This is a genomic window from Streptomyces sp. O3 (genome assembly GCF_054788135.1).
On record NZ_JBTVYK010000004.1, the window covers coordinates 99448 to 118427 of the forward strand.

Below are 18980 nucleotides of genomic sequence, written 5' to 3' on the forward strand. Positions count from 1 at the left end.
ATGGCTTGTGGGTGGTTATGGCTGGGGCGCGTGGAGGGTGAGGTCGGCCAGGAGGGAGCGGTGGTCGGTGTGGTCGAGGTCGATGAAACGTGTGGCACGCGCGGAGAAGTCCGCGCTCACCAGCACGTGGTCGATCTGTGCCCCGAGCGGCGGCGCGGAGACGGACGGCCAGCTCGGCGTACGGGTGCCGCCCGCGAGCCGGGTGCTGTCGCGCAGCCCGGTGTCCAGGACGCGGCGGAACGCGGCGTGGTCCTGCGAGGCGTTGAAGTCGCCCGCGAGGATGGTCGGCGTACGGCTGTCCCGTGCCGCGTAGTCGCGCAGCGCGGCCAGTTCGGAGCGCCAGGTGTCGAGGTCGCCGGGCATTGGCGGCATCGGGTGCGCCAGTTGGAGCCGCACCCGGTATCCGGCGACCTCGGCTATCGCGCCCGGCATCGACAGGGTGCCGGGTACGCCGTCGGCGTCCTTCAGCGGGTAGCGGCTGAGGATCGCGGAACCCTCGGCGCCGGTGGCCAGGACGATGCGGTGGTGCGGGTAGTCGGCCTCGGTGTGCTCCCGGAGCGCCTGGGCGCAGCCGAGGTCGCACTCCTGGACGAAGGCCAGGTCGGGGCGCTCGCGGCGGATGGCGGCCAGCAACTGCTGCGTCGCCTGGCCGAATTCGACGTTGGAGGTCAGGACGCGGAGTTGCGCGACGGGCGGTCCGGACGGCGGGTCGGCGCCGCCGTACGGCTGGGTGAACCAGGCCGTGACGCCCACCGCGATCGCGCCCCAGGCCATCCCCACCCGCCAGCGGGCCAGCGCGGCCAGCAGCAGGGCGACGCCCGCGGGGACGATCAGCCACGGGAGGAACGCGAGGAGTTGGGGCACGGGCGTGACGGCGTCGGTGTCCAGCGCGCGGCAGACGAGCACGAGACTGACGCCCGCGAGAGTGACTCCAGCGCCCCACCCGGCCACGCGCCGCGGGCCCGCCCGACGGGCGGCGGGGGCTGGGCGGTCCCCACCAACGGCCGCACTGCCTGTGCTGGCTGTGTTGGCCGCACTGGCTGTGCTGGCCGTTGTCGTTGCGCTGGCCGTGGTGTCCATGACCGTCGACGCTGTGGGGGTTCCCTGTGTCCCTGTCTCCAAGACGGCCCTTTCACCGAACGCTGCCAGGCACTGAACGGTGCCCACGGTAGGGGCGGCCGTGTATGGCCGTGATCAGCGAACTGTGCGGCCGTGGTCAGCTGAGGGACATCGTCTGCTGGGCCAGCCGGTACGCCGGGAGCATTTCCTCGTGTTCCTGGGTGTCCAGGCCGCCCAGGTCGAGGACGAGCGGGCCGGACGGCGTGGAGACGGCGAGTGCGCGCTCCTTCTTCGTCTCCTCCAGGATCTTGTTGGTGTAGAGGTAGGTGACCTCGACCGCGGGGAGTTCGCCCGCCTTGGTGTCGCGGTACTCGACCTGTTTGGTGCCGCGGCGGCTGCCCACGAACGTCTCCAGCACCTCGCGCGGGGCGTCGGCCTTCGCGTCCGAGGTCCAGACCCTGAGGAAGCCGATGTTCCCCGCGGGCTTGGCGTCGATCTCGCAGGCCAGTTCGACGGTCCCGCGCTTGCCCAGCGCGTCGAGTTCGCTCCCGTCGAGTACGACGGCCTTCGGCTTCCACTTCTCCACGAAGTCGAAGGTGACCGGCAGCGGGCAGGCGGAGTCCTGGCCGCCGACCGTGCCGCCCGAGACGACGGCCGCCGAGGTCGCGGACGTACTGCTGGACGCGCCTGGAGAGGCCTTCCCGCTGTCCGCCGAGGAGTCGTCCGCCCCCGAGGAGCAGGCGGTCAGCAGCCCGGTCGCCGTCAGCGCGGCCACGGCCGCCAAGAATCCGCCTCGTCCTGCTCGCATCACTGAAGTACCACCCTGCCGCCCTGAACACCTGAACTCGCCGTACGACCGGTCACGGTATACGAGACGAGAGCCAGCTCTACTTGCGGTTGTAGAGCCGCATGGTGATCGGACCGAAGATCAGGATGAACAGGGCCGACCAGCCCAGCGTCCACGCGATGTCCGCCGTCGGCCAGGCGCCCGTCATCAGTTCGCGGACCGCCTTGGAGGTGTGGGTGACGGGGCTGTTGTTCACGAACGTCTGCAGCCAGCCCGGCATCGTCTCCGGCTTGACGAAGATGTCGCTCAGGAACGTCAGCGGGAACAGCACCATCATGCTCACGCCCATCACCGACTTCTCGCTGCGCAGCAGCAGGCCGAACATCGTCCACACCCAGGAGAAGGCGAACGCGAAGACCAGCAGCAGGGCGACCCCGGCGAGCACACCCATGGCGCTGTCCGGGCGGTAGCCGATGATGATGCCGACAGTCAGCATCACGGCCGAGGCGACCGTGTAGCGCATGACGTCGCCGAGCAGATAGCCGACCATCGGGGCCGGGCGCCAGATCGGCAGGGTGCGGAAGCGGTCGAAAACGCCCTTCTCGATGTCCGTGTTGACGGCGACGCCCGTGTACATCGTGATCATCGTGACGCTCATCACGAGGATGCCGGGCAGCAGGTACTGGATGTACTCGCGCGGTGAGCCCTCGATCGCCCCGCCGAAGAGGTACGTGTACATCACGACCATCATGATCGGGAACATCGTCACGTCGAAGAGCTGCTCCGGGACGTGCTTGATCTTCAATATCGTCCGCCAGCCGAACGTCACGGAGGCGGACCACGCGCTCGGCCGCGGCGGCCGGTCCCTGGAGACCAGCAACTCGGCCAGCGAATCGCCCTTGACCGGGGCCAGTTCCTCGGGCTCGGTGGTGGTGGTCGTCGCGGTGCTCATGCCGCTGCCTCCTGGGTGTCCGTGTCCGTGTTCGTGTTCGTGTCTGCGTCTGTGGTGCTCTTGCTCTGGTCTGCCGTGCCGCGGTCGGTCAGGGCGAGGAAGACCTCGTCCAGGCTGGGTTGGCCCAGCGAGAAGTTGTCGACGGTGATGCCGGAGCGAGCCAGCTCCGACAGCGCGCGGGAGGCCTGTTCGGCCGCCCCTTGGCCGTTGTCCCCCGTCCCCACGCGCGCGGTGAGGGCCACCGGGTCGGGCTCCAGCTGGACTTGCGCGCCCATGACCGCCGTCAGCAGCCGCTCGGCCTCGGCCCGCTGATGGGCGTCGCGCAGGCGCAGATGCACGGAACCGGCACCGACGGACGCCTTCAGCTCACCCTTGGTGCCTTCGGCTATCACCCGGCCCTTGTCGATGACGGCGATGCGGGACGCCAACTGGTCGGCCTCGTCCAGATACTGCGTGGTGAGCAGCACCGTCGTGCCCTGGGCCACGACGGCTCGCACGATGTCCCAGACCTGGTTACGGCTGCGCGGGTCGAGTCCGGTGGTCGGCTCGTCCAGAAAGAGCAGGTCCGGGGTGTTGAGGATGGAGGCGGCGATGTCGATGCGGCGGCGCATCCCGCCCGAGTAGTTCTTGACCTGGCGGCCCGCGGCCTCGGCCAGGCCGAAGGCCTCGAGTAGCTGCCCGGCGCGGATGCGCGCGGCCTGCTTGGAGTGTCCCGTCAGACGGCCGAGCAGCACCAGGTTCTCGATGCCGGTCAGGTCCTCGTCGACGGAGGCGTACTGCCCGGTGAGGCTGACCAGGCCGCGTACGGTGTCCGCCTCCTGGACGACGTCATGGCCGAACACATGGGCCTCGCCCGCGTCCGGGCGGAGCAGGGTCGCCAGCATTTTCACGGCGGTCGTCTTGCCCGCGCCGTTCGGGCCCAGGACGCCGTAGACCGTGCCCGTGGGGACGGACAGGTCCACGCCGTTCACGGCGCGGGTCTCGCCGAAGGTCTTCACCAGACCCGCGGTCTCGATCGCCAGACTGGTCGTCTGCTTGCTCATGGTGCCGGTCCCTTCCGGGGTGGTCGTGCCAACAGGTCAGGCGGTGGCTTGAGAGTGGTCAGGGGGCGGTCAGGAGGTGTAGGGGCGGGTGGCGCGGGCCTCGCGGAGTGCCAGGCCCCACCACAGGAGCTGGTCGAGCAGGGCGTCGGCCGCCTGGCCAGACGCGCTGTCGGGGTTCGTGTCGGGGGTGCCGGTGGGTTCCTCGGTGAGATTGAGACCGACGGCGTTCCGCAAACTCATCGCATGCAGCTCGGTGAATACGCTGCGCAGTGCCTCGACCGCGTACAGTCCCCGGCTGCCGTGGCCGTAGCTGACGAAGCCGACGGGCTTGGCGTGCCACTCGTCGTAGGCGTAGTCGATGGCCTGCTTGAGCGAGGCCGGGAAGCTGCGGTTGTACTCGGGGGTGACGACGACGAAGGCCTCCGCGCGGTCGACGCGGTGGGTGAAGCGGGCCATCGCGGTGGTCGTGATGTGCGGATAGCGGGCGGGGAAGTCCGTGTACTCGACGAGGTCGATCACCTCGACGTCGAACTCGCCGCGCTGCGCCGCCCGCTCGGTGAACCACCGCGCCACGGCGTCGCCGACCCGCCCCTCGCGGGTCGAGCCGACGATCACGGCGACCCGGAGCGGAGCACCACCGCCGGTGTCCGGGTGGCTGGTGTCCGGGTGGCTGGTGTCGCTCAGGCCGCTGGTGTCGCTCAGGCCGCTGGTGCCGCTGAGTGTCGTCATCGGAGCCTCCTCTCACCTCATAGGCGCCAGAACGCGTCGCGCGCCCGCCAGATCGGATCTGGCGGCCGCGCGACACGGTCCGAGCTGAGGCCGAGTGCTCAGTCCTCCGTGGTGTAGAAGCGGTAGAACTGCACGGCGAACACGATCGCGGCGGCTCCCAGCGCCATCATCGTGGAGTGCAGGACCGACCGTCCGGACAGGCTGTAGAGGAAGCCGAAGGCCACGCCCGCGAACGCGGACCAGGCGATTCCCCGAAGCTCCCGCGTGAGCCGCGGCCCGGCCGTGCGCAGCGCGTACATGACGAGCGCGAAGAGAATCCCCGTCACCACGCCGAAGAGGACATTGCCCGCGGTGATCGCCTCCCGTGCGGTGCTGCGCTGGATGCCGGAGGTCCAGATGCCGTACACGATGCCGAAGATCAGCGGCACCGCCCAGGTCGAGGTGTGGATCGCGGCACGGGGCGCGGAAGGTGCGGCGTGTGCCATGACGGGCTCCTCTCTGCTCGCCCCCGTCACCTTCCAGGGCACACCGAGGGGCCGCGCCCGGCAACTCGGCGGGACGCGGCCGGTCAGAGTCGCCAGTAGATGGCACGCTCCGGGCGATACGCGCAGGTCAGGCCGGTGGACACCGAGTCGCGCAGATGGGCGGCGAGCGCGGGGTGCAGCGTGTCCAGCTTGCGCAGGGTGTCGCGGATACGGGCGGTCACCGTCTTGCGGGCGCGTTCCGCCTCGTCGCCGAGGCGGCGGGTGCGGCCGCCGAGTCCCGCGGCGGCGCGGAGTTCGGCCAGCAGCGCGGCGCGCTCGGTGTCGTACCGGGCGGCCCGCTGCTCGTCGCCGGACCGGGCGGCGTGGTCTATCTCCTCGTCCAACTGGTCGAGACGCCGCTTGTACTGCCGCTTGGCCTCCTCGTCGAGTACCGCATCCCCGCTCATGCTGTGCGCGGCGATCACCTCGGCGCCGCCGTCGGGCGCGAGCATCCGCACCGCGTCGATGCCGTCGCCAGGTCGGCTGAGCAGCAGCCGCAGGTCGCGCAGGCCCTTGGTGTCGGGCATATGCACCCGGTGGCCTTCGTAGGCGAGGTTCCAGACGGTGCCGTCGAACCGGAACTCATAGGCGGGGAGCGGTGCTCCGGCGGCTGGCGCGGCTGGCGCGGCTGGCGCGGCTGTCTCGTGGTCCGCTTCCGCTCGCTCGTGCCGCTCCCGCAGCCGCGCGGCACGGCGCAGTATCTGCCGCATCCCCAGGGCCTCCGCGTCCCGCTCCACATCGGCGAGCAGCGCGGCGGGGTCTTCGCCGAGCGCGGCCCTGGCCTGGGCGAGGCGTGCGCGGGATTCGACGGACCAGGGCTGGGCGCCGATGAGGTCGGCCGAGCGGTAGGCCGCAGTGAAGCCTTCGGCGGCCTGGGCCCAGCGGCCGAGCGCCGCGTCGCACAGGGCGGCCCAGTGGGCCATCGGGCCGCTGATGTCCCAGCCGAACATGGACACCGCCCACTGTCCCGCCCCGGCATACGGCGTCAGCGCCGCACGGGCCCGCTCGCACAGCTCCGGGTCGCCGGAGGCCGCCGCGGCCTGGGCCTGGAAGCGCAGCCGCAGGGGCAGGAAGCCGCGGTCGGACGACGCCCCGCCCACCAGGAGGGTGCGGGCGTACTCGACGGCCGCCTCGACATCACCGCCCACGCGCCTGGTGCCGTCGTCGCCCACGCGCCCGCCCTCGCCGTCGCTCCCGTGCCCCGTGCCGTCCCAGTCCGCGTCGGAGCGTTCGATCGCGGTGATCCCGGTGAGCAGCCGCGGGCAGGGGTGGTCCCGGCCCAGCGAGCCGCTCAGGTCGTCCAGGCCTTCGTACCGGCCCTGGAGCAGGGCGAGCGTCCACCGGTGGTGTTCCAGCAGCGCGAGCACGCCCTCATGCGGGTGGGCCCGGTCCACGTATCCGAAGGCCTCGGCGAGGAAGCTCTCGGCCTGCGCGAAGCGCCCCGCGAGCGCGGTGACGATGGACTGGTCGATCGCCGCGCTGACGCCGATCCGCGGCAGTTCGTGGCGCTCCGCCAGCGCCACGAACGCGTGGTACTCGTCCAGATAGCGCGGGTCGCCCAGTTCGAGCAGGGCCACCCAGTGCAGGGCCCGCGCGAAGCTCTCACCTTCGACGTCGCCGGCGCGTCGGGCGATCGTCGCCAACTCCTCCACCAGCGCGACCCGTTCCGGAGCGGTGCCGGGGCCCCAGATGGCGTGGTGCCTGGCCCAGAGGCTGAACCCCAGTGCCTCGTCATCCTCCTGATGGCGGGCCAGGACACTGGTTCTGATGCTGAGCTCCTGGGCGAGCTCCTCCGGCGTACGGTCCGCGGAAGCGCCCTCCCGCCCGGCCATCCGGTCGTAGGCCTCGCGCAACAGCGCGCCGCTGGGCCGCTTCTCGCGGGCGGCCGCGTAGCTGGTGTAGACGGTGAGGGCGACTCTGGCCAGCAGTCCGGGTTCGTCCAGGCTTCGGGCCAGCCGCAGCGCGTCGTCGATGGCGGCGTCCGTCTCGCGCTGGCTGCCGTAGCTCAGCAGCCCGTCGACGAGTCCCAGGGCGACGATCACGCGGCGGCCCTGGTCCTTCAGGCCAGCGGCGCGCTCCACCGCCCGTCGCTGGTGCGTCAGTTGCTCCTCCAGGGCGAGCCGTGACCCGGCGTCCCGCGCGGCTTCCTCGAGCAGCCGCACCGCCGTCTCGGGTTCGATCGCGTCGCCCGCGGCGTACGCGTGCCGGGCCCGGTCGGCTGGGAAGACCTTCGTGGCGAGCGCGGGCGCGGCCTCCAGGGTGCGGACCACCCGCGCGTGCCGAGCCTCGGCGGCGTCGCCCGACCGCTCGGCCTCGGCGGCGTCGGCCGACCGCCCGGTGCCGTCGGCCAGTTCCTCGTACAGCGTCTCGCGTACGAGATCGTGGACGAAGGCGTAGTGTCCGCCGCCCAGGGGCGTGACCAGCCGGGCCACCGCCGCTTGGCCGAGCAGCCGGTCTACCAGGGCCACCGGCTCGCCCTCGACCGCGGCGAGCACCTGCCGGTGGAACTCGCGGCCGAGCACCGCGCCCGTGGTCAGCAGCCGCGCCACCGGCCCCGGCAGCGTGCCGAGCCGCTGCCGCACGGCTTCCCGCACGCCCGGCGCGATCGCGTCCACCGGTGTGCCGGACGCCCACAGCCGGGCCGTCTGCTCCACGAAGAAGGGGTTGCCGCCGGTCCACCGGTGTACGTGCGCGGTGATCTCGGAGTCGGGCTCGCGCCCCGCGGTCCGCGCGAGCAGCGCCCCGGTCTCTTCGCGGCCGAGACCGGACAGGGTCAGGGTGGTCGCCTTCGTGGCCAGCGGCAGCATCTGCTCGCGCAGCGGATGTCCGGGGGAGTCCACCTCGGCGTCCCGGTACGCCCCGACCAGCAGCAACCGCTCGAACCAGGCGTGCCCGGCGGCGAACTCCAGCAGCTTCAGCGAGGCGCTGTCCGCCCAGTGCAGATCGTCCAGGACCACCACGACGGGGCGCTTGTGGGAGGCCGTGACCAGCGCGGTCGTGACCGCGTCATAGAGCCGGAAGGCCTCCGCCGGGTCCTCGCCGGGGCCCGCCTTCGCCCGCGCCTCGCCCAGCAGCACACCGAGCGCGCCGCCCGCGGCCTCGTCGGCGGCGGCCAGCTCCGCCTCGTCCATCGCCCGCCGCAGGCTTCGTACGACCTGCACCCACGGCCAGTAGCCCGGCGCGCTGTCGGACGCCCAGCAGGCGCCGGTGAGCACCAGAGCGCCCAGCCGCCGCGCCTCTTCGGCGGCCTCGCCCAGCAGCGTCGTCTTGCCGATGCCCGCCTCGCCCGTGACGAGCAGCAGGCCGCCGTGGCTCTCGGCGGCTCGGGCGAGCTCGGCGCGCAGGACGGCGACGGGATGGTCGCGCCCGATCAGTTCGGGGGTCATGCTCGAACGATAGGCCCACCCGCAGACACCCGGCTCACGGTTTTCCACAGGCTCCGGGTTATCCACAGGCTTGGGAAGCCCGCCCGGCCGAGCGGGCCCCGGCCGGATAGCCTGGCTGTTCATGGGAGCAGGACAGGCCCGAGTGACACACGGGTCAGCGGACGGGCCAGCGGACGGCGCTGAGGGCGGGCCGCCCGCCCCCCGCCGCCGCGCCTCGCCCCTGCGCGGCCAGGCTCCCGTCGTCGCCGCCGTCGCGCTCGGTGGCGCGCTCGGCGCGGCCGCCCGCTACGGCGCGGCCCTGCTCTGGCCGACCGCGCCCGACGCCTTCCCCTGGACGACCCTCGCGGTGAACGCGGTCGGCTGTGCGGTGATGGGCGTCTTCATGGTGGTGATCACCGAGGGCCGCCAGGTACACCACCTGGTGCGCCCCTTCTTCGGCACCGGCGTGCTCGGCGGCTTCACCACCTTCTCGGCCTACGCGGTCGACATCGAGCACCTGACCGACGTGGGCGAGGCGCGCACGGCACTCGCGTACCTGGCCCTGACCCTGCTGACTGCGCTCGCGGCGGTCTGGCTGGCGGCGACGGCGACCCGCCGCGTCGTCGTAGGGCGGGAACGACGAAGGGACGACGCATGCCGCGGCTGACCGGCACCGCACTGCGGGTGACCATCCTGATCGGAGAGAGCGACACCTGGCACCACCGCCCGCTGTACGCGGAGATCGTGCGCCGCGCGCGTACCGCGGGGCTCGCGGGGGCCAGCGTCTTCAAGGGCATTGAGGGCTTCGGCGCCTCGTCCCTGGTGCACACCCAGCGGCTGCTCTCGCTCAGCGAGGATCTGCCGGTGGCGATCCTGATCGTCGACAAGGAGGAGCGGGTACGCGCCTTCCTGCCGCAGCTGGACGAACTGGTCTCCGAGGGCCTGGTGATCCTCGACGACTGCGAGGTCATCCGGTACGCGGGACGTGAGAGCGAAGGGCGGGAAGCGGAACGGTGAACTGGCTGCTGGTCATGGTCGGCGGCGCGCTCGGGGCCCCGCTGCGCTACCTCACCGACCGCGTCGTGCAGTCCCGGCACGACACCGTGTTCCCCTGGGGTACGTTCGCCGCCAATGTCACCGGGTGCCTCGCGCTTGGGCTGATCACCGGCGCGGCGGTCGCGGGCGCCGCGTCCTCCCGGCTGCTCCTGCTGCTCGGTGTGGGCCTGTGCGGGGCGCTGACCACGTACTCCACGTTCTCGTACGAGACGCTGCGGCTGGCCGAGTCGGGCGCGCGGCTGTTCGCCGCGCTGAACGCGGCCGCGAGCGTGGTGGCCGGGCTCGGCGCCGCGTTCGTCGGGATCGCGGCCGCCGAGGCGCTCTGGCGCTGAGCGACGGCCCCGCTGGCGGCACTGAGTGCCGCGCTCTATGGCGGTGAAACGCCTGGTCAGGGTGCACGCGGACCCTTACGACCAAAAGAGCGACACCTCTGGTGTGTCATGTCACATTCAGCGAACGCACCGGTTTCCGACGGGCGGCCGGGGAGTTTCGCGAAGGGAATCGTGATGGCAACCACGCAGACGCAGACGCAGACGCAGACGCGGGCAGCCGGGAGCGCCGAGAGCCAGATGAGGCAGTCCGCGGGGCCGCGCCCCGGCGCCGACGGTCAGCACCTCCCGGTCAAGCGCATCTGGATCGGCCGACTGCTCGGCCCGGCGCTCGGCCTGCTGGTCTATTTCCTGATTCCGGCCGACGCCGACCTGTCGACTCCGGCGCGCACCTCGCTCGCCGTGGCGATTCTGGTCGCCGTCTGGTGGATGACCGAGGCGCTGCCGCTGGCGGTGACCTCGCTGGTGCCGCTGGTCGCGCTTCCGCTGCTCGGCATCTTCCCGATCGGTGACGCCACGGCCGCGTACGGCCATCCGATCGTCTTCCTCTTCCTGGGCGGCTTCGTCATCGCGCTGGCGATGGAGAAATGGCACCTGCACAAGCGCATCGCGCTGCTGACCATGCGGGCGATCGGCACCAGACCGCGTCAGCTGCTGCTCGGCGTGATGACCGCGACCTGGTTCCTGTCGATGTGGGTGAGCAACACCGCCACCACCATGATGATGCTGCCGATCGGCGTCAGCGTCCTGGCGATGGTCGCCGCGGCCCGGCGCGCGCACGCCGCCGCCCCGAAGGGCGCGGCGTCCGAAGCGGGTGCCGAGTCCGCGCCGGACGCCGAGTCCGCGCCGGACACCGAGTCCGCACCGGGCACGGGCACCGGGTCGGAACCAGGCGTCGGAGGAGACCCGGTGGCGGCGCTGGCCGCCGACGAGGACACCCGGAACTTCTCCGTCAGCATGATGCTGGGCATCGCCTTCGCCGCCACCATCGGCGGTCTGGCCACCCTGATCGGCAGCCCGCCGAACCTGATCATGACCGGCGTCATGGAAGAGACGTACAACGTCCAGATCAGCTTCGCCGACTGGATGAAGCTCGGGGTGCCGCTGTCCGCCGTCTTCCTGGTCGTCGCCTGGCTGTTCCTGACCCGAGTCGCCTACCCGACCCGGATCGGCGATGTGATGGGCGGCAAGCAGGTGATCCAGGACGAGCTGGACAAGCTCGGCCCGATGTCCCGCGGCGAGTGGACCGTACTCGGCGTCTTCGTCTCCACCGCGCTGCTGTGGATCTTCAAGGACCAGCTCAGCGACTGGGACGCGCTGACCTCCGTGCTGCCGTTCATGGCGCGGCTCAACGACACCACCATCGCCCTCGCCGCCGCGCTCGCCCTGTTCCTGATCCCCGTGTCGGCGAAGAAGGGCGTGTCGGCCATGGACTGGCGCACGGCGCAGACCGGCGTCCCGTGGGGCGTGCTGCTGCTCTTCGGCGGCGGCCTGTGCCTGGCCAAGGCGGTGCAGGAGACCGGGCTCTCCGCGTGGATCGGCGGCCAGCTGGACGGCCTGGGCGCGCTGCCCGTCGTCCTGCTGGTGGCCACCGTCTGCCTGATCATCCTGATGCTCACGGAACTCACCAGCAACACCGCCACCGCCACCACCTTCCTGCCGGTGCTCGCCGCCGTCGCCGTCGGTATCGGCGTCGACCCGATGCTCCTGATGGTGCCCGCCGCGATGGCCGCCACGTGCAGCTTCATGCTCCCGGTCGGCACCCCGCCGAACGCGATCGTGTTCGGCTCCGGCTATGTGACGATGCCGCAGATGATCCGGGCCGGGCTGTGGCTGAACCTGATCGGCGTCGTCCTCATCACCGCGATGACGATGCTGCTCGGCGGCTGGGCGATGGGCCTGTCGTTCTGACGGGATCCCCAACGGGATCCCCGCTGGGACCCCGGCGCGGTTCCTCCTGCTGCGCCTCCGCCCTGACCTGCGAGAATTGCCCTATGCGCAAGCGAATGAGCCTGGCCCGACAGCTCTTCGCGCTGCAGCTTGCGGTGATCCTCTCGCTGGTCGGGACGGCGGCGCTGCTGGTGTTCCTCGACGTACGCCGGGACACGCACGAGCACGCCGAGCTCCAGGTGCGCAACCTCGCCGCCGCGCTGGCCGAACTGCCCGAGGTCCGCACGGCCCTCCAGAGCCCCGACCCGTCCGCCGTACTGCGGCCGATCGCCGACTCCGTGGTCGAAGCGACCGGCACCGACTTCGTCGTCTTCATGGCCCCCGACCGGACCCGCTACACGCACCCCAACCCGGAGCGCGTCGGCGAGCCCTTCGTCGGGACGATCGGCCCCGCGCTCGACGGCCGGGCCTTCACCGAGAGCTACGAGGGCACGCTCGGCCCTTCGGTGCGCGCCGTGGTGCCCATCCGCGACGACGCGGGCGATGTGGACGCCCTGCTCGCGATCGGGATCCTCGAGGAGCAGATCGGCAGCGAACTCCGGCGCCGCCTCTACCCCGTCGGCTACCTCTCCGCGGCCGCGCTGCTGATCGCCGCCGCGGGCTCGTACGCGATCAGCCGCCGCCTGGACCGGCAGACCCTGGGCCTCGGCGCCGCGGAGATCACCCGGCTGTACGAGCACCACGACGCGGTCCTGCGCACGGTCCGCGAAGGCCTGCTGATCGTCAGCCCGCGCGGCGAGCTGGTCCTCGCCAACGACCAGGCACGCGAACTGCTCGGACTCACCGGCGACGCCGAGGGCCGCCGGGTACGCGACCTCGGCCTGCGGCCCCCGCTGGACGAACTGCTCGCGTCCGGGGAGCCCGCGGCCGACCAGTTGTGCGTCTACGGTGACCGGGTGCTGGTCGCCCACCAGGAGCGCATCGAGAAGGACGGCCGCGCCCTGGGCGCCGTCACCACCCTGCGCGACCACACCGAACTGGAAGCGCTGGCCGGTGAGCTGGACTCGGTCCGCGGTTTCACCGAAGCGCTGCGCGCCCAGGCGCACGAGTCCGCGAACCGGCTGCACACCGTGATCACCATGGTCGAACTCGGCCAGCCGGAGCGCGCCGTGGAGTTCGCCACGGTGGAACTGGCCTCGGCCCAGCAGCTCGCCGACCGCCTGACCGAGTCGGTGCGGGAGCCCGCGCTCGCGGCCCTGCTGCTCGGCAAGGCGGCCCAGGCCGCCGAGAAGGGCGTGGAACTGGCGGTGACCGAGGACACCGCGGTGGCCGAGCCGACGGCACGGGCGGTCGCGGCCCGCGATCTCGTCACCCTGGTCGGCAATCTGGTGGACAACGCGATCGACGCGGCGCTGGCCGCCGAACCGCCCCGCAAGGTCACGGTCACCGCGCGCACCGAGCCCGACGGCGGGCTGCTGGTCCGGGTGGCCGACAGCGGCTCCGGCGTGGACGGCGCGCACTTGGACGCCATCTTCACGCGGGGCTGGACCACCAAGTCCGCCGCCGGGGCGCGCGGCCGGGGCCTCGGCCTCGCCCTGGTCAAGCAGGTGATCAGCCGGTACGGGGGTGAGGTGGAGGTGGGCGCCGGGAACGGCGCGGTGTTCACCGTACGCCTGCACCCGCAGGACACAGACCGTGGAGAGGAAGCATGACCAGCGGCACAGGCATGACCAGCGACACCGGTGGCAGCAGTGGCAGCAGCGACACCGGTGGCAGCAGTGGCAGCAGCGACACCGGTGGCAGCAGTGGCTCCAGTGCGATCAGAACACTGGTCGTCGAGGACGACCCGCGGATCGCCGACGCGCACGCGCAGTACGTCGCGCGCGTGCCGGGCTTCACGGTCGCGGGCGTCGTGCACCGGGGCGCTGAGGCCCTGGACTTCCTGGACCGCGACCCCGTCGACCTGGTCCTGCTGGACTTCTACCTGCCCGACATGACCGGCCTGGACGTCTGCCGCACGCTGCGCGCCCGCGGCTGCCTCACCGACATCATCGCGATCACATCGGCGCGCGACGTGGGCACCGTACGCTCTGTGCTGGTGTACGGCGTTGTGCAGTACCTACTGAAGCCGTTCGGCTTCGCCGCCTTCCGCGACAAGCTGGAGCGCTACGCCGAGTACCGGGGTCATCTCCTGGACCACGGCGCGGACACCGCCCAGCAGGACCTGGACCGGGCGTTCGGGGCGCTGCGCGGCAGCGTCGGCGGACCGCTGCCGAAGGGGATGAGCAACCCGACCCTGTCCGCCGTGGTGGACCTGCTGCGCGAACTCGCCCCGCGCGGCGTCACGGCCACCGAGGCGGGCGGTCACCTGGGCATGGCCCGTGTCACCACGCGCCGCTATCTGGAGTACCTCGCCGAGCAGGATCTGGCCGAGCGCCGACCGCGCTACGGCAGTCAGGGGCGCCCGGAGAACGTCTACCACTGGAACGGTCCCCAGGCGCCGAAGTGACTCAGGCCGAGTTGGCCTGCGCCTGCTGCTTTCCCTGCTTGGCCGCCGCGGCCGTGCACAGCACGCCGAGCACGAACGTGAGGCCGCCGATGATCACATTGGTGAGGATGACGCCCGTGTCGGGGCTGCTGCCGACGACCCACGGCGACACGATCATCCACACGCCCATGGCGCACATGGCCCAGCTCAGGCTGTACATCCTGGCCGGTGTGACGGTGAACCCGAGCGCCAGCAGCCCTATCGCGATACCCATGATCAGGTTGTGCGTCGCGAGGGTGGGCTGGGTGGCGGCGAAGTGGACCGTCCAGGGGGATATGGCGCAGAACAGGCCGGTGAGGAACACCGGCGCGTCCACGAGTGCCACATCCCGACCACCGAGAACGCGGGCGTAGCGGTCCCGCATCTCGGAAACGTCGGGGTGGGCCGCGATGTCACTTCTGTGGTGCGAGACGTCGGCCATGACAATCGTCTCCTCTGCTTGTCCAGGCCTGACAGCACAGACCCGACCGCGCTGTGCGGTCCGCAGTCCAGCACCCCCATTCTGTCCTTATTTTTCCTTTATGGGTAGATCTGTACGGGGTGGTCTGGAGGTCCGTCTAGAGGTCCTTCGCGGGCCAGTCCAGCAGGCGCGCCCCGATCACCGACGTCTGGAGTGTGTACCGGTGCAGCGGGTCGGCGGGGTTGGAGCCGGTGAGCTGGTGGATGCGCTCCAGGCGGTACGTCAGGGCCCGCACGCTCAGGGCCAGCTGACGGGCCGCGGCCGCCGACACGCACCCGGCGTCGAAGTAGGCGACCAGCGTGTCCAGAAGCGGCTCCGCGCCGCCGCGCGCCTGCTGGAGCGGGCCGAGCACGGTCCGTACGAGATCGGCCATCGCCTCCCGGTCGCGGGTGAGTACGGGGTAGACCAGCAGGTCGGCGGCGAGCAGCACCGGATCGTCGAGGTCGAGCCGCTCGGCCAGGTCCAGCGAGCCGAGCGCCTCCTCGTAGCTGCGGACGACGCCCCCGGCCCCCTGGTGCGCGCGGCCGATGGCGACCTGCCCGCCGTCCGTGGCCGCGTGCGCCTGCTTGGCGAAGTAGTGGAGGACGTTGCCCTGGTCGCCGGGCGCGATGCAGACCAGTCTGCCGTCCTTGGTGGTGAGCATGATGGCGCGATCGCCGAAGCGGGCGATCAGCGCGGCCTCCACGCCTCGGGCGACCGGGTCGGTCTCGGTGTACGCGTCCGGTCCTGTGGCGACCGCGACCGCGTGCGCGTGCGAGAGGCGCAGCCCGAACCGCTCGGCACGCTCGGCGAGTCGGCCCAGGTCGCTGCGGCCGTGCAGCAGGTCGTCGATGAACTCGCGGCGGGCCGCCTCCTCTCGGCGTACGGCGATCCGCTGGGCCCGCTCGTATCCCTCGGCGAAGGCGTCCATGGCCTGTTCCACGGCGGCCAGCACGCTGTCGGCGGAGCCGGAGGTGCCCGGCCAGGTGGTGCGGGTCGCGGACAGGTGCTTGAGCAGCAGGGCGCGCAGCCCGAGGCCGTCCTCGGCGGCCTGCTCGCCGAGCCGCCGTCGGGAGTCGAGTTCGTCGCGGGTCAGCCGTCTGCCGGTGGCGGAGGCCTCGGCGAGGATCTCGGCGTAGCCGTCGAGGTAGCCGTTCAGGGGCTCGTCGTGTGAGCTGTCGCGTGAGGCGCCGCGGGAACTGTCCTGGGAACTGCCGCGGGGACTGTCCTGGGAACTCGCACGCGCCTGGTCGTGGACGGTCTCGGGCATCTGGTGTGTGGTCACGCGCTCCCCCTAGGTGCGCCGGTGGACTTGACTCCCGGCGTCAGTAGCGCGTCAAGACTGCCGGGCTTCGGCAGCGCGGGCAAGTGACGGGACGCCGTGGACCCGATCCGCGTGGCGGCCGACCGCTGCCGGAGCGCGGCAGTCGGTCGGCTCTCGTGGCGGTCCCGGCGCCGACACCCCTGTCGGTGCTCGACGCCGGGACCATCCCCCGTGCCCCCCCTGTTTCCCCCGTTCCCCCCTCGGGTTCCCCCGCTTCCCCCCAGGGGGCTCCCCACCTTCCCCCGAGCCCCCTCGGTTTCCCCCGTGGCTTCATTCTGGCAGTCAGTCAGCCTCGAACGCATTGCCGGAACCCGGCAATGTTTAACGCTTCCCTGATGCCGGATCGTCAGCGGCGGTGCTGCTGTGTGCTGTTGCCGGGGTCAGGGATGCCGGGGCGCGGCTTCAGGGAACACTCGGGGGTTTCCCCCATGCCGGGGCGTGGTGGCGGTCCGTAGTCTCGAAAGCGTCGTAGCGGTACGTGTCCGACAGGGGCCGGGCCGCTGAACCATGCCGGTACAGGGGGAACTGATGAGTCGGCTCGCGCGTCAGCGCCGTGTGATCGGGGCCGTGGCATTCGCCGTGGCGGGCGCGATCGGGCTTGGCGCCTGCGGTGTGCTCACGGACAAGAACTTCGAGGACGAGACCACGGTGTCGAAGCAGGACACCGCGAAGCTCGCCACCGTACGCCTGGACAACGGCAACGGCCGCGTCGAGGTGCGTGGCCGAGCCGACACCGACGAGGTGTCCATACGTCGGCATATCGGATACCGCGGCGACAAGCCGAAGGGGGCGTCCCACAAGATCGAGGACGGGGTTCTGGTGCTCGGCGGCTGTGGCGACGACTGCACGGTCGGGTACACCGTGGACCTGCCGGAGGGGCTCGCGGTGCGGGGCAAGACCTCGAACGGGACGATCAGCTTGTCGCGAGTGGGATCGGTGGGCGTGTCCACCGGCAACGGCGCCATCGAGCTGAGGTCGGTCACCGGCGCCGTCGATGTGCGGAGCGACAACGGCAGGGTCATCGGACGCGGCCTCACCGGCGCGTACACACGAGTGGAGACCAGCAACGGCAAGGTCGACCTCATCGCGGCCAAGGCGCAGGACGTCCGGGTCAGGACGTCCAACGGCAGCATCACCCTCAAGGTCCCGAACGAGACCTATCGGGTAACCACCAAGACCGGCAACGGCAGCAAGGAGATAGGCGTCGCCACCGACCCTGACGCCACGCACTCCGTGGACCTGACCACCAGCAACGGCGCCATATCCGTCCTGCCCGCGGACTGACCAGTTCCCCGGCTCCCCGCTCCCGGCTCCGGTTCCGGGTTCGCGGTGAGAGCTCGCCCGCCCGGCCCGCCCGTCCCTGATGTCCTCCGTTTGTCCGTCAGGGAATCGTAAGGTCGCCGGTACTCTCATTCGCGCCCGCATCGCCTTACCGTGCCAGCGTGATGACGACACGATCCCGGATGACACGATCCCGAGCGACCGCCGCCTGCGCCTTGCTGGTCTCCGCCGTGCTGGCGCTGACCGCGTGCGGCACGGAGACGGACAGCGACGGCGGCGCGTCCCCGGAGAAGCCGACGGAGTCCGCGGAGTCGGCGGAGTCGGCGGAGAGCCAGGCGGAGCAGCCCGCGGACGGCTCCACCGACGTCTCCGTCCCGGAGACGCTGCGCTTCACCGGGACGACGGTCGACGGGAAGCCCTTCGACGCCGCGACCCTGGCCGGGAAGCCCACGGTGCTCTGGTTCTGGGCGCCGTGGTGCCCCACCTGCAAGGGCCAGGCGGCGGAGACCGCCAAGGTCGCGAAGGACTTCGACGGCAAGGCGCACGTCGTGGGCGTCGCGGGCCTCGACAAACAGAAGGCGATGGCGGACTTCGTCTCGGACAACGACGTCGACGGCTTCCCGCAGCTCAACGACGAGCGCGGCGACATCTGGAAGAAGTTCGAGATCACCGAGCAGAGCGTCTATGTGATCCTCGACGAGGACGGTGAGAACACCTTCACCGGTGTGCTCCCGGCCGGGAAGGGACTCGCCGACAAGCTCGACACGTTGGTGGGGTGAGGGCGGCGAACGGTGTCTGATCTGCCTCTTGCCCTGGCCCTCACCGCCGGAATGCTCGCCGCGGTGAATCCCTGCGGCTTCGCCTTGCTTCCCGCCTATCTGTCCCTCCTCGTACTCGGCGACGACTCGCCCAGCCGGACGGTCGCTGTCGGCCGCGCGCTGGCCGCGACCGCCGCGATGACCGCGGGATTCACCGCCGTCTTCGCCCTGTTCGGCCTCGCCATCGCCCCGGTCACGGATCAGGTGCAGCGGCATCTGCCCTGGTTCACCGTGGTGTTCGGGCTGCTGCTCGCGCTGCTCGGCGGCTGGCTGCTGGCCGGGCGTACGCTGCCCGCGCTGCTGCCCAAGCTGCGCCGCGCGCCCGCCGTCACGCGGTCGGTGTGGTCGATGGGGCTCTTCGGCGGGGCGTACGCGATCGCCTCGTTGGGCTGCACCATCGCCCCGTTCCTGGCCATCGTGGTCACGGCGTTCCGTGGCGGCTCGGTCGGCGAGGGCGTGCTGCTCTTCGGGGCGTACGCGGCCGGGATGGGCGCGGTGGTCGGTGTGGCCGCGCTCTCGGTGGCGCTGACCCGTACGGCCAGGGTGTCCGGCATCCGACGGCTGGGCGCGAGCGCGTCGCGGGTGGGCGGGGCGCTGTTGCTGGTGGTCGGCGTGTACGTGGCGTACTACGGCTGGTACGAGATCCGGGTGTTGCGCGGCGGCCCGGTCGACGACCCGGTGATCAACGGCGCGGCGGTGGTGCAGCGCTGGCTCGCGGACGGTCTGGACACGGTCGGCGTCGCGTCGGTGGCGATCGTGCTCGCGGTACTGGTGGCGCTGGGGCTGGTGCACCGACGCCGCCGCGGTGTGGGCCAGCGGCCGCGGTCCGGGTGAAC

The 18980-nt window shown here is 71.6% G+C and carries 18 protein-coding genes; 9 read left to right on the forward strand and 9 right to left on the reverse strand.

Annotated features, from left to right (window positions below):
- Positions 1 to 15: 15 nt before the first annotated feature.
- The 7 genes from ACX6XY_RS03835 to ACX6XY_RS03865 all read right to left on the reverse strand — a co-directional run bounded on the left by ACX6XY_RS03835 (position 16) and on the right by ACX6XY_RS03865 (position 8480).
- The gene (locus ACX6XY_RS03835) at positions 16 to 906 is read right to left on the reverse strand and encodes an endonuclease/exonuclease/phosphatase family protein (RefSeq protein ID WP_460326304.1); all 891 of its coding nucleotides are present in this window, start codon (positions 904 to 906) and stop codon (positions 16 to 18) included.
- A gap of 310 nt (positions 907 to 1216) precedes the next feature.
- Positions 1217 to 1867 (reverse strand): lipoprotein, encoded by a 651-nt coding sequence (locus ACX6XY_RS03840; RefSeq protein ID WP_460326306.1) that lies wholly within the window; start codon positions 1865 to 1867, stop codon positions 1217 to 1219.
- A gap of 79 nt (positions 1868 to 1946) precedes the next feature.
- Positions 1947 to 2798, reverse strand: coding sequence for an ABC transporter permease (locus ACX6XY_RS03845; protein WP_460326309.1), 852 nt, complete (start codon positions 2796 to 2798; stop codon positions 1947 to 1949).
- On the reverse strand, positions 2795 to 3841 hold the full coding sequence (locus ACX6XY_RS03850) for an ATP-binding cassette domain-containing protein (RefSeq protein WP_460326310.1): 1047 nt from the start codon (positions 3839 to 3841) through the stop codon (positions 2795 to 2797). Before ACX6XY_RS03850 ends, ACX6XY_RS03845 begins: the two co-directional genes overlap by 4 nt.
- A 69-nt stretch (positions 3842 to 3910) precedes the next feature.
- Positions 3911 to 4570, reverse strand: coding sequence for an NADPH-dependent FMN reductase (locus ACX6XY_RS03855; protein WP_460326312.1), 660 nt, complete (start codon positions 4568 to 4570; stop codon positions 3911 to 3913).
- A 98-nt stretch (positions 4571 to 4668) separates the two neighbouring features.
- A complete protein-coding gene (locus ACX6XY_RS03860) occupies positions 4669 to 5055 on the reverse strand; it encodes a hypothetical protein (protein ID WP_460326314.1) in 387 nt (128 codons plus the stop codon).
- An 83-nt stretch (positions 5056 to 5138) separates the two neighbouring features.
- A complete protein-coding gene (locus ACX6XY_RS03865; RefSeq protein ID WP_460326316.1) occupies positions 5139 to 8480 on the reverse strand; it encodes an ATP-binding protein in 3342 nt (1113 codons plus the stop codon).
- 121 nt (positions 8481 to 8601) lie between these two features.
- Between ACX6XY_RS03865 and crcB (ACX6XY_RS03870) the strand changes: the two genes are divergently transcribed.
- From crcB (ACX6XY_RS03870) to ACX6XY_RS03895, 6 genes are all read left to right on the forward strand, one after another.
- Positions 8602 to 9126 (forward strand): fluoride efflux transporter CrcB, encoded by a 525-nt coding sequence (crcB, locus tag ACX6XY_RS03870; protein WP_460326318.1) that lies wholly within the window; start codon positions 8602 to 8604, stop codon positions 9124 to 9126.
- Positions 9114 to 9476, forward strand: a complete 363-nt coding sequence (locus ACX6XY_RS03875) for a DUF190 domain-containing protein (protein WP_460326320.1) — start codon at positions 9114 to 9116, stop codon at positions 9474 to 9476. The genes crcB (ACX6XY_RS03870) and ACX6XY_RS03875 overlap by 13 nt, the downstream gene beginning before the upstream one ends.
- Positions 9473 to 9847: a fluoride efflux transporter CrcB gene (crcB, locus tag ACX6XY_RS03880; RefSeq protein ID WP_460326322.1), complete on the forward strand. Its 375-nt coding sequence runs from the start codon at positions 9473 to 9475 to the stop codon at positions 9845 to 9847. Before ACX6XY_RS03875 ends, crcB (ACX6XY_RS03880) begins: the two co-directional genes overlap by 4 nt.
- A gap of 174 nt (positions 9848 to 10021) precedes the next feature.
- The gene (locus ACX6XY_RS03885; RefSeq protein ID WP_460326324.1) at positions 10022 to 11755 is read left to right on the forward strand and encodes an SLC13 family permease; all 1734 of its coding nucleotides are present in this window, start codon (positions 10022 to 10024) and stop codon (positions 11753 to 11755) included.
- A gap of 83 nt (positions 11756 to 11838) precedes the next feature.
- Positions 11839 to 13446, forward strand: coding sequence for a sensor histidine kinase (locus ACX6XY_RS03890; protein ID WP_460326326.1), 1608 nt, complete (start codon positions 11839 to 11841; stop codon positions 13444 to 13446).
- Positions 13443 to 14243: a response regulator gene (locus tag ACX6XY_RS03895; RefSeq protein ID WP_460326328.1), complete on the forward strand. Its 801-nt coding sequence runs from the start codon at positions 13443 to 13445 to the stop codon at positions 14241 to 14243. The genes ACX6XY_RS03890 and ACX6XY_RS03895 overlap by 4 nt, the downstream gene beginning before the upstream one ends.
- Before the next feature lies 1 nt (position 14244).
- Here ACX6XY_RS03895 and ACX6XY_RS03900 read toward each other — a convergent pair whose 3' ends face one another.
- Entirely contained in the window at positions 14245 to 14703 is a 459-nt protein-coding gene (locus ACX6XY_RS03900; protein ID WP_460326330.1) for an SPW repeat protein, read from the reverse strand.
- A gap of 136 nt (positions 14704 to 14839) precedes the next feature.
- Positions 14840 to 16006, reverse strand: a complete 1167-nt coding sequence (locus ACX6XY_RS03905) for a PucR family transcriptional regulator (protein WP_460326332.1) — start codon at positions 16004 to 16006, stop codon at positions 14840 to 14842.
- Positions 16007 to 16612: 606 nt separating this feature from the next.
- Here ACX6XY_RS03905 and ACX6XY_RS03910 point away from each other — a divergent pair.
- From ACX6XY_RS03910 to ACX6XY_RS03920, 3 genes are all read left to right on the forward strand, one after another.
- The gene (locus ACX6XY_RS03910; protein ID WP_460326334.1) at positions 16613 to 17329 is read left to right on the forward strand and encodes a DUF4097 family beta strand repeat-containing protein; all 717 of its coding nucleotides are present in this window, start codon (positions 16613 to 16615) and stop codon (positions 17327 to 17329) included.
- Positions 17330 to 17508: 179 nt separating this feature from the next.
- Positions 17509 to 18105 (forward strand): redoxin domain-containing protein, encoded by a 597-nt coding sequence (locus ACX6XY_RS03915; protein WP_460326337.1) that lies wholly within the window; start codon positions 17509 to 17511, stop codon positions 18103 to 18105.
- Positions 18106 to 18117: 12 nt separating this feature from the next.
- Positions 18118 to 18978 (forward strand): cytochrome c biogenesis CcdA family protein, encoded by an 861-nt coding sequence (locus ACX6XY_RS03920; RefSeq protein ID WP_460326339.1) that lies wholly within the window; start codon positions 18118 to 18120, stop codon positions 18976 to 18978.
- Positions 18979 to 18980: the final 2 nt, after the last annotated feature.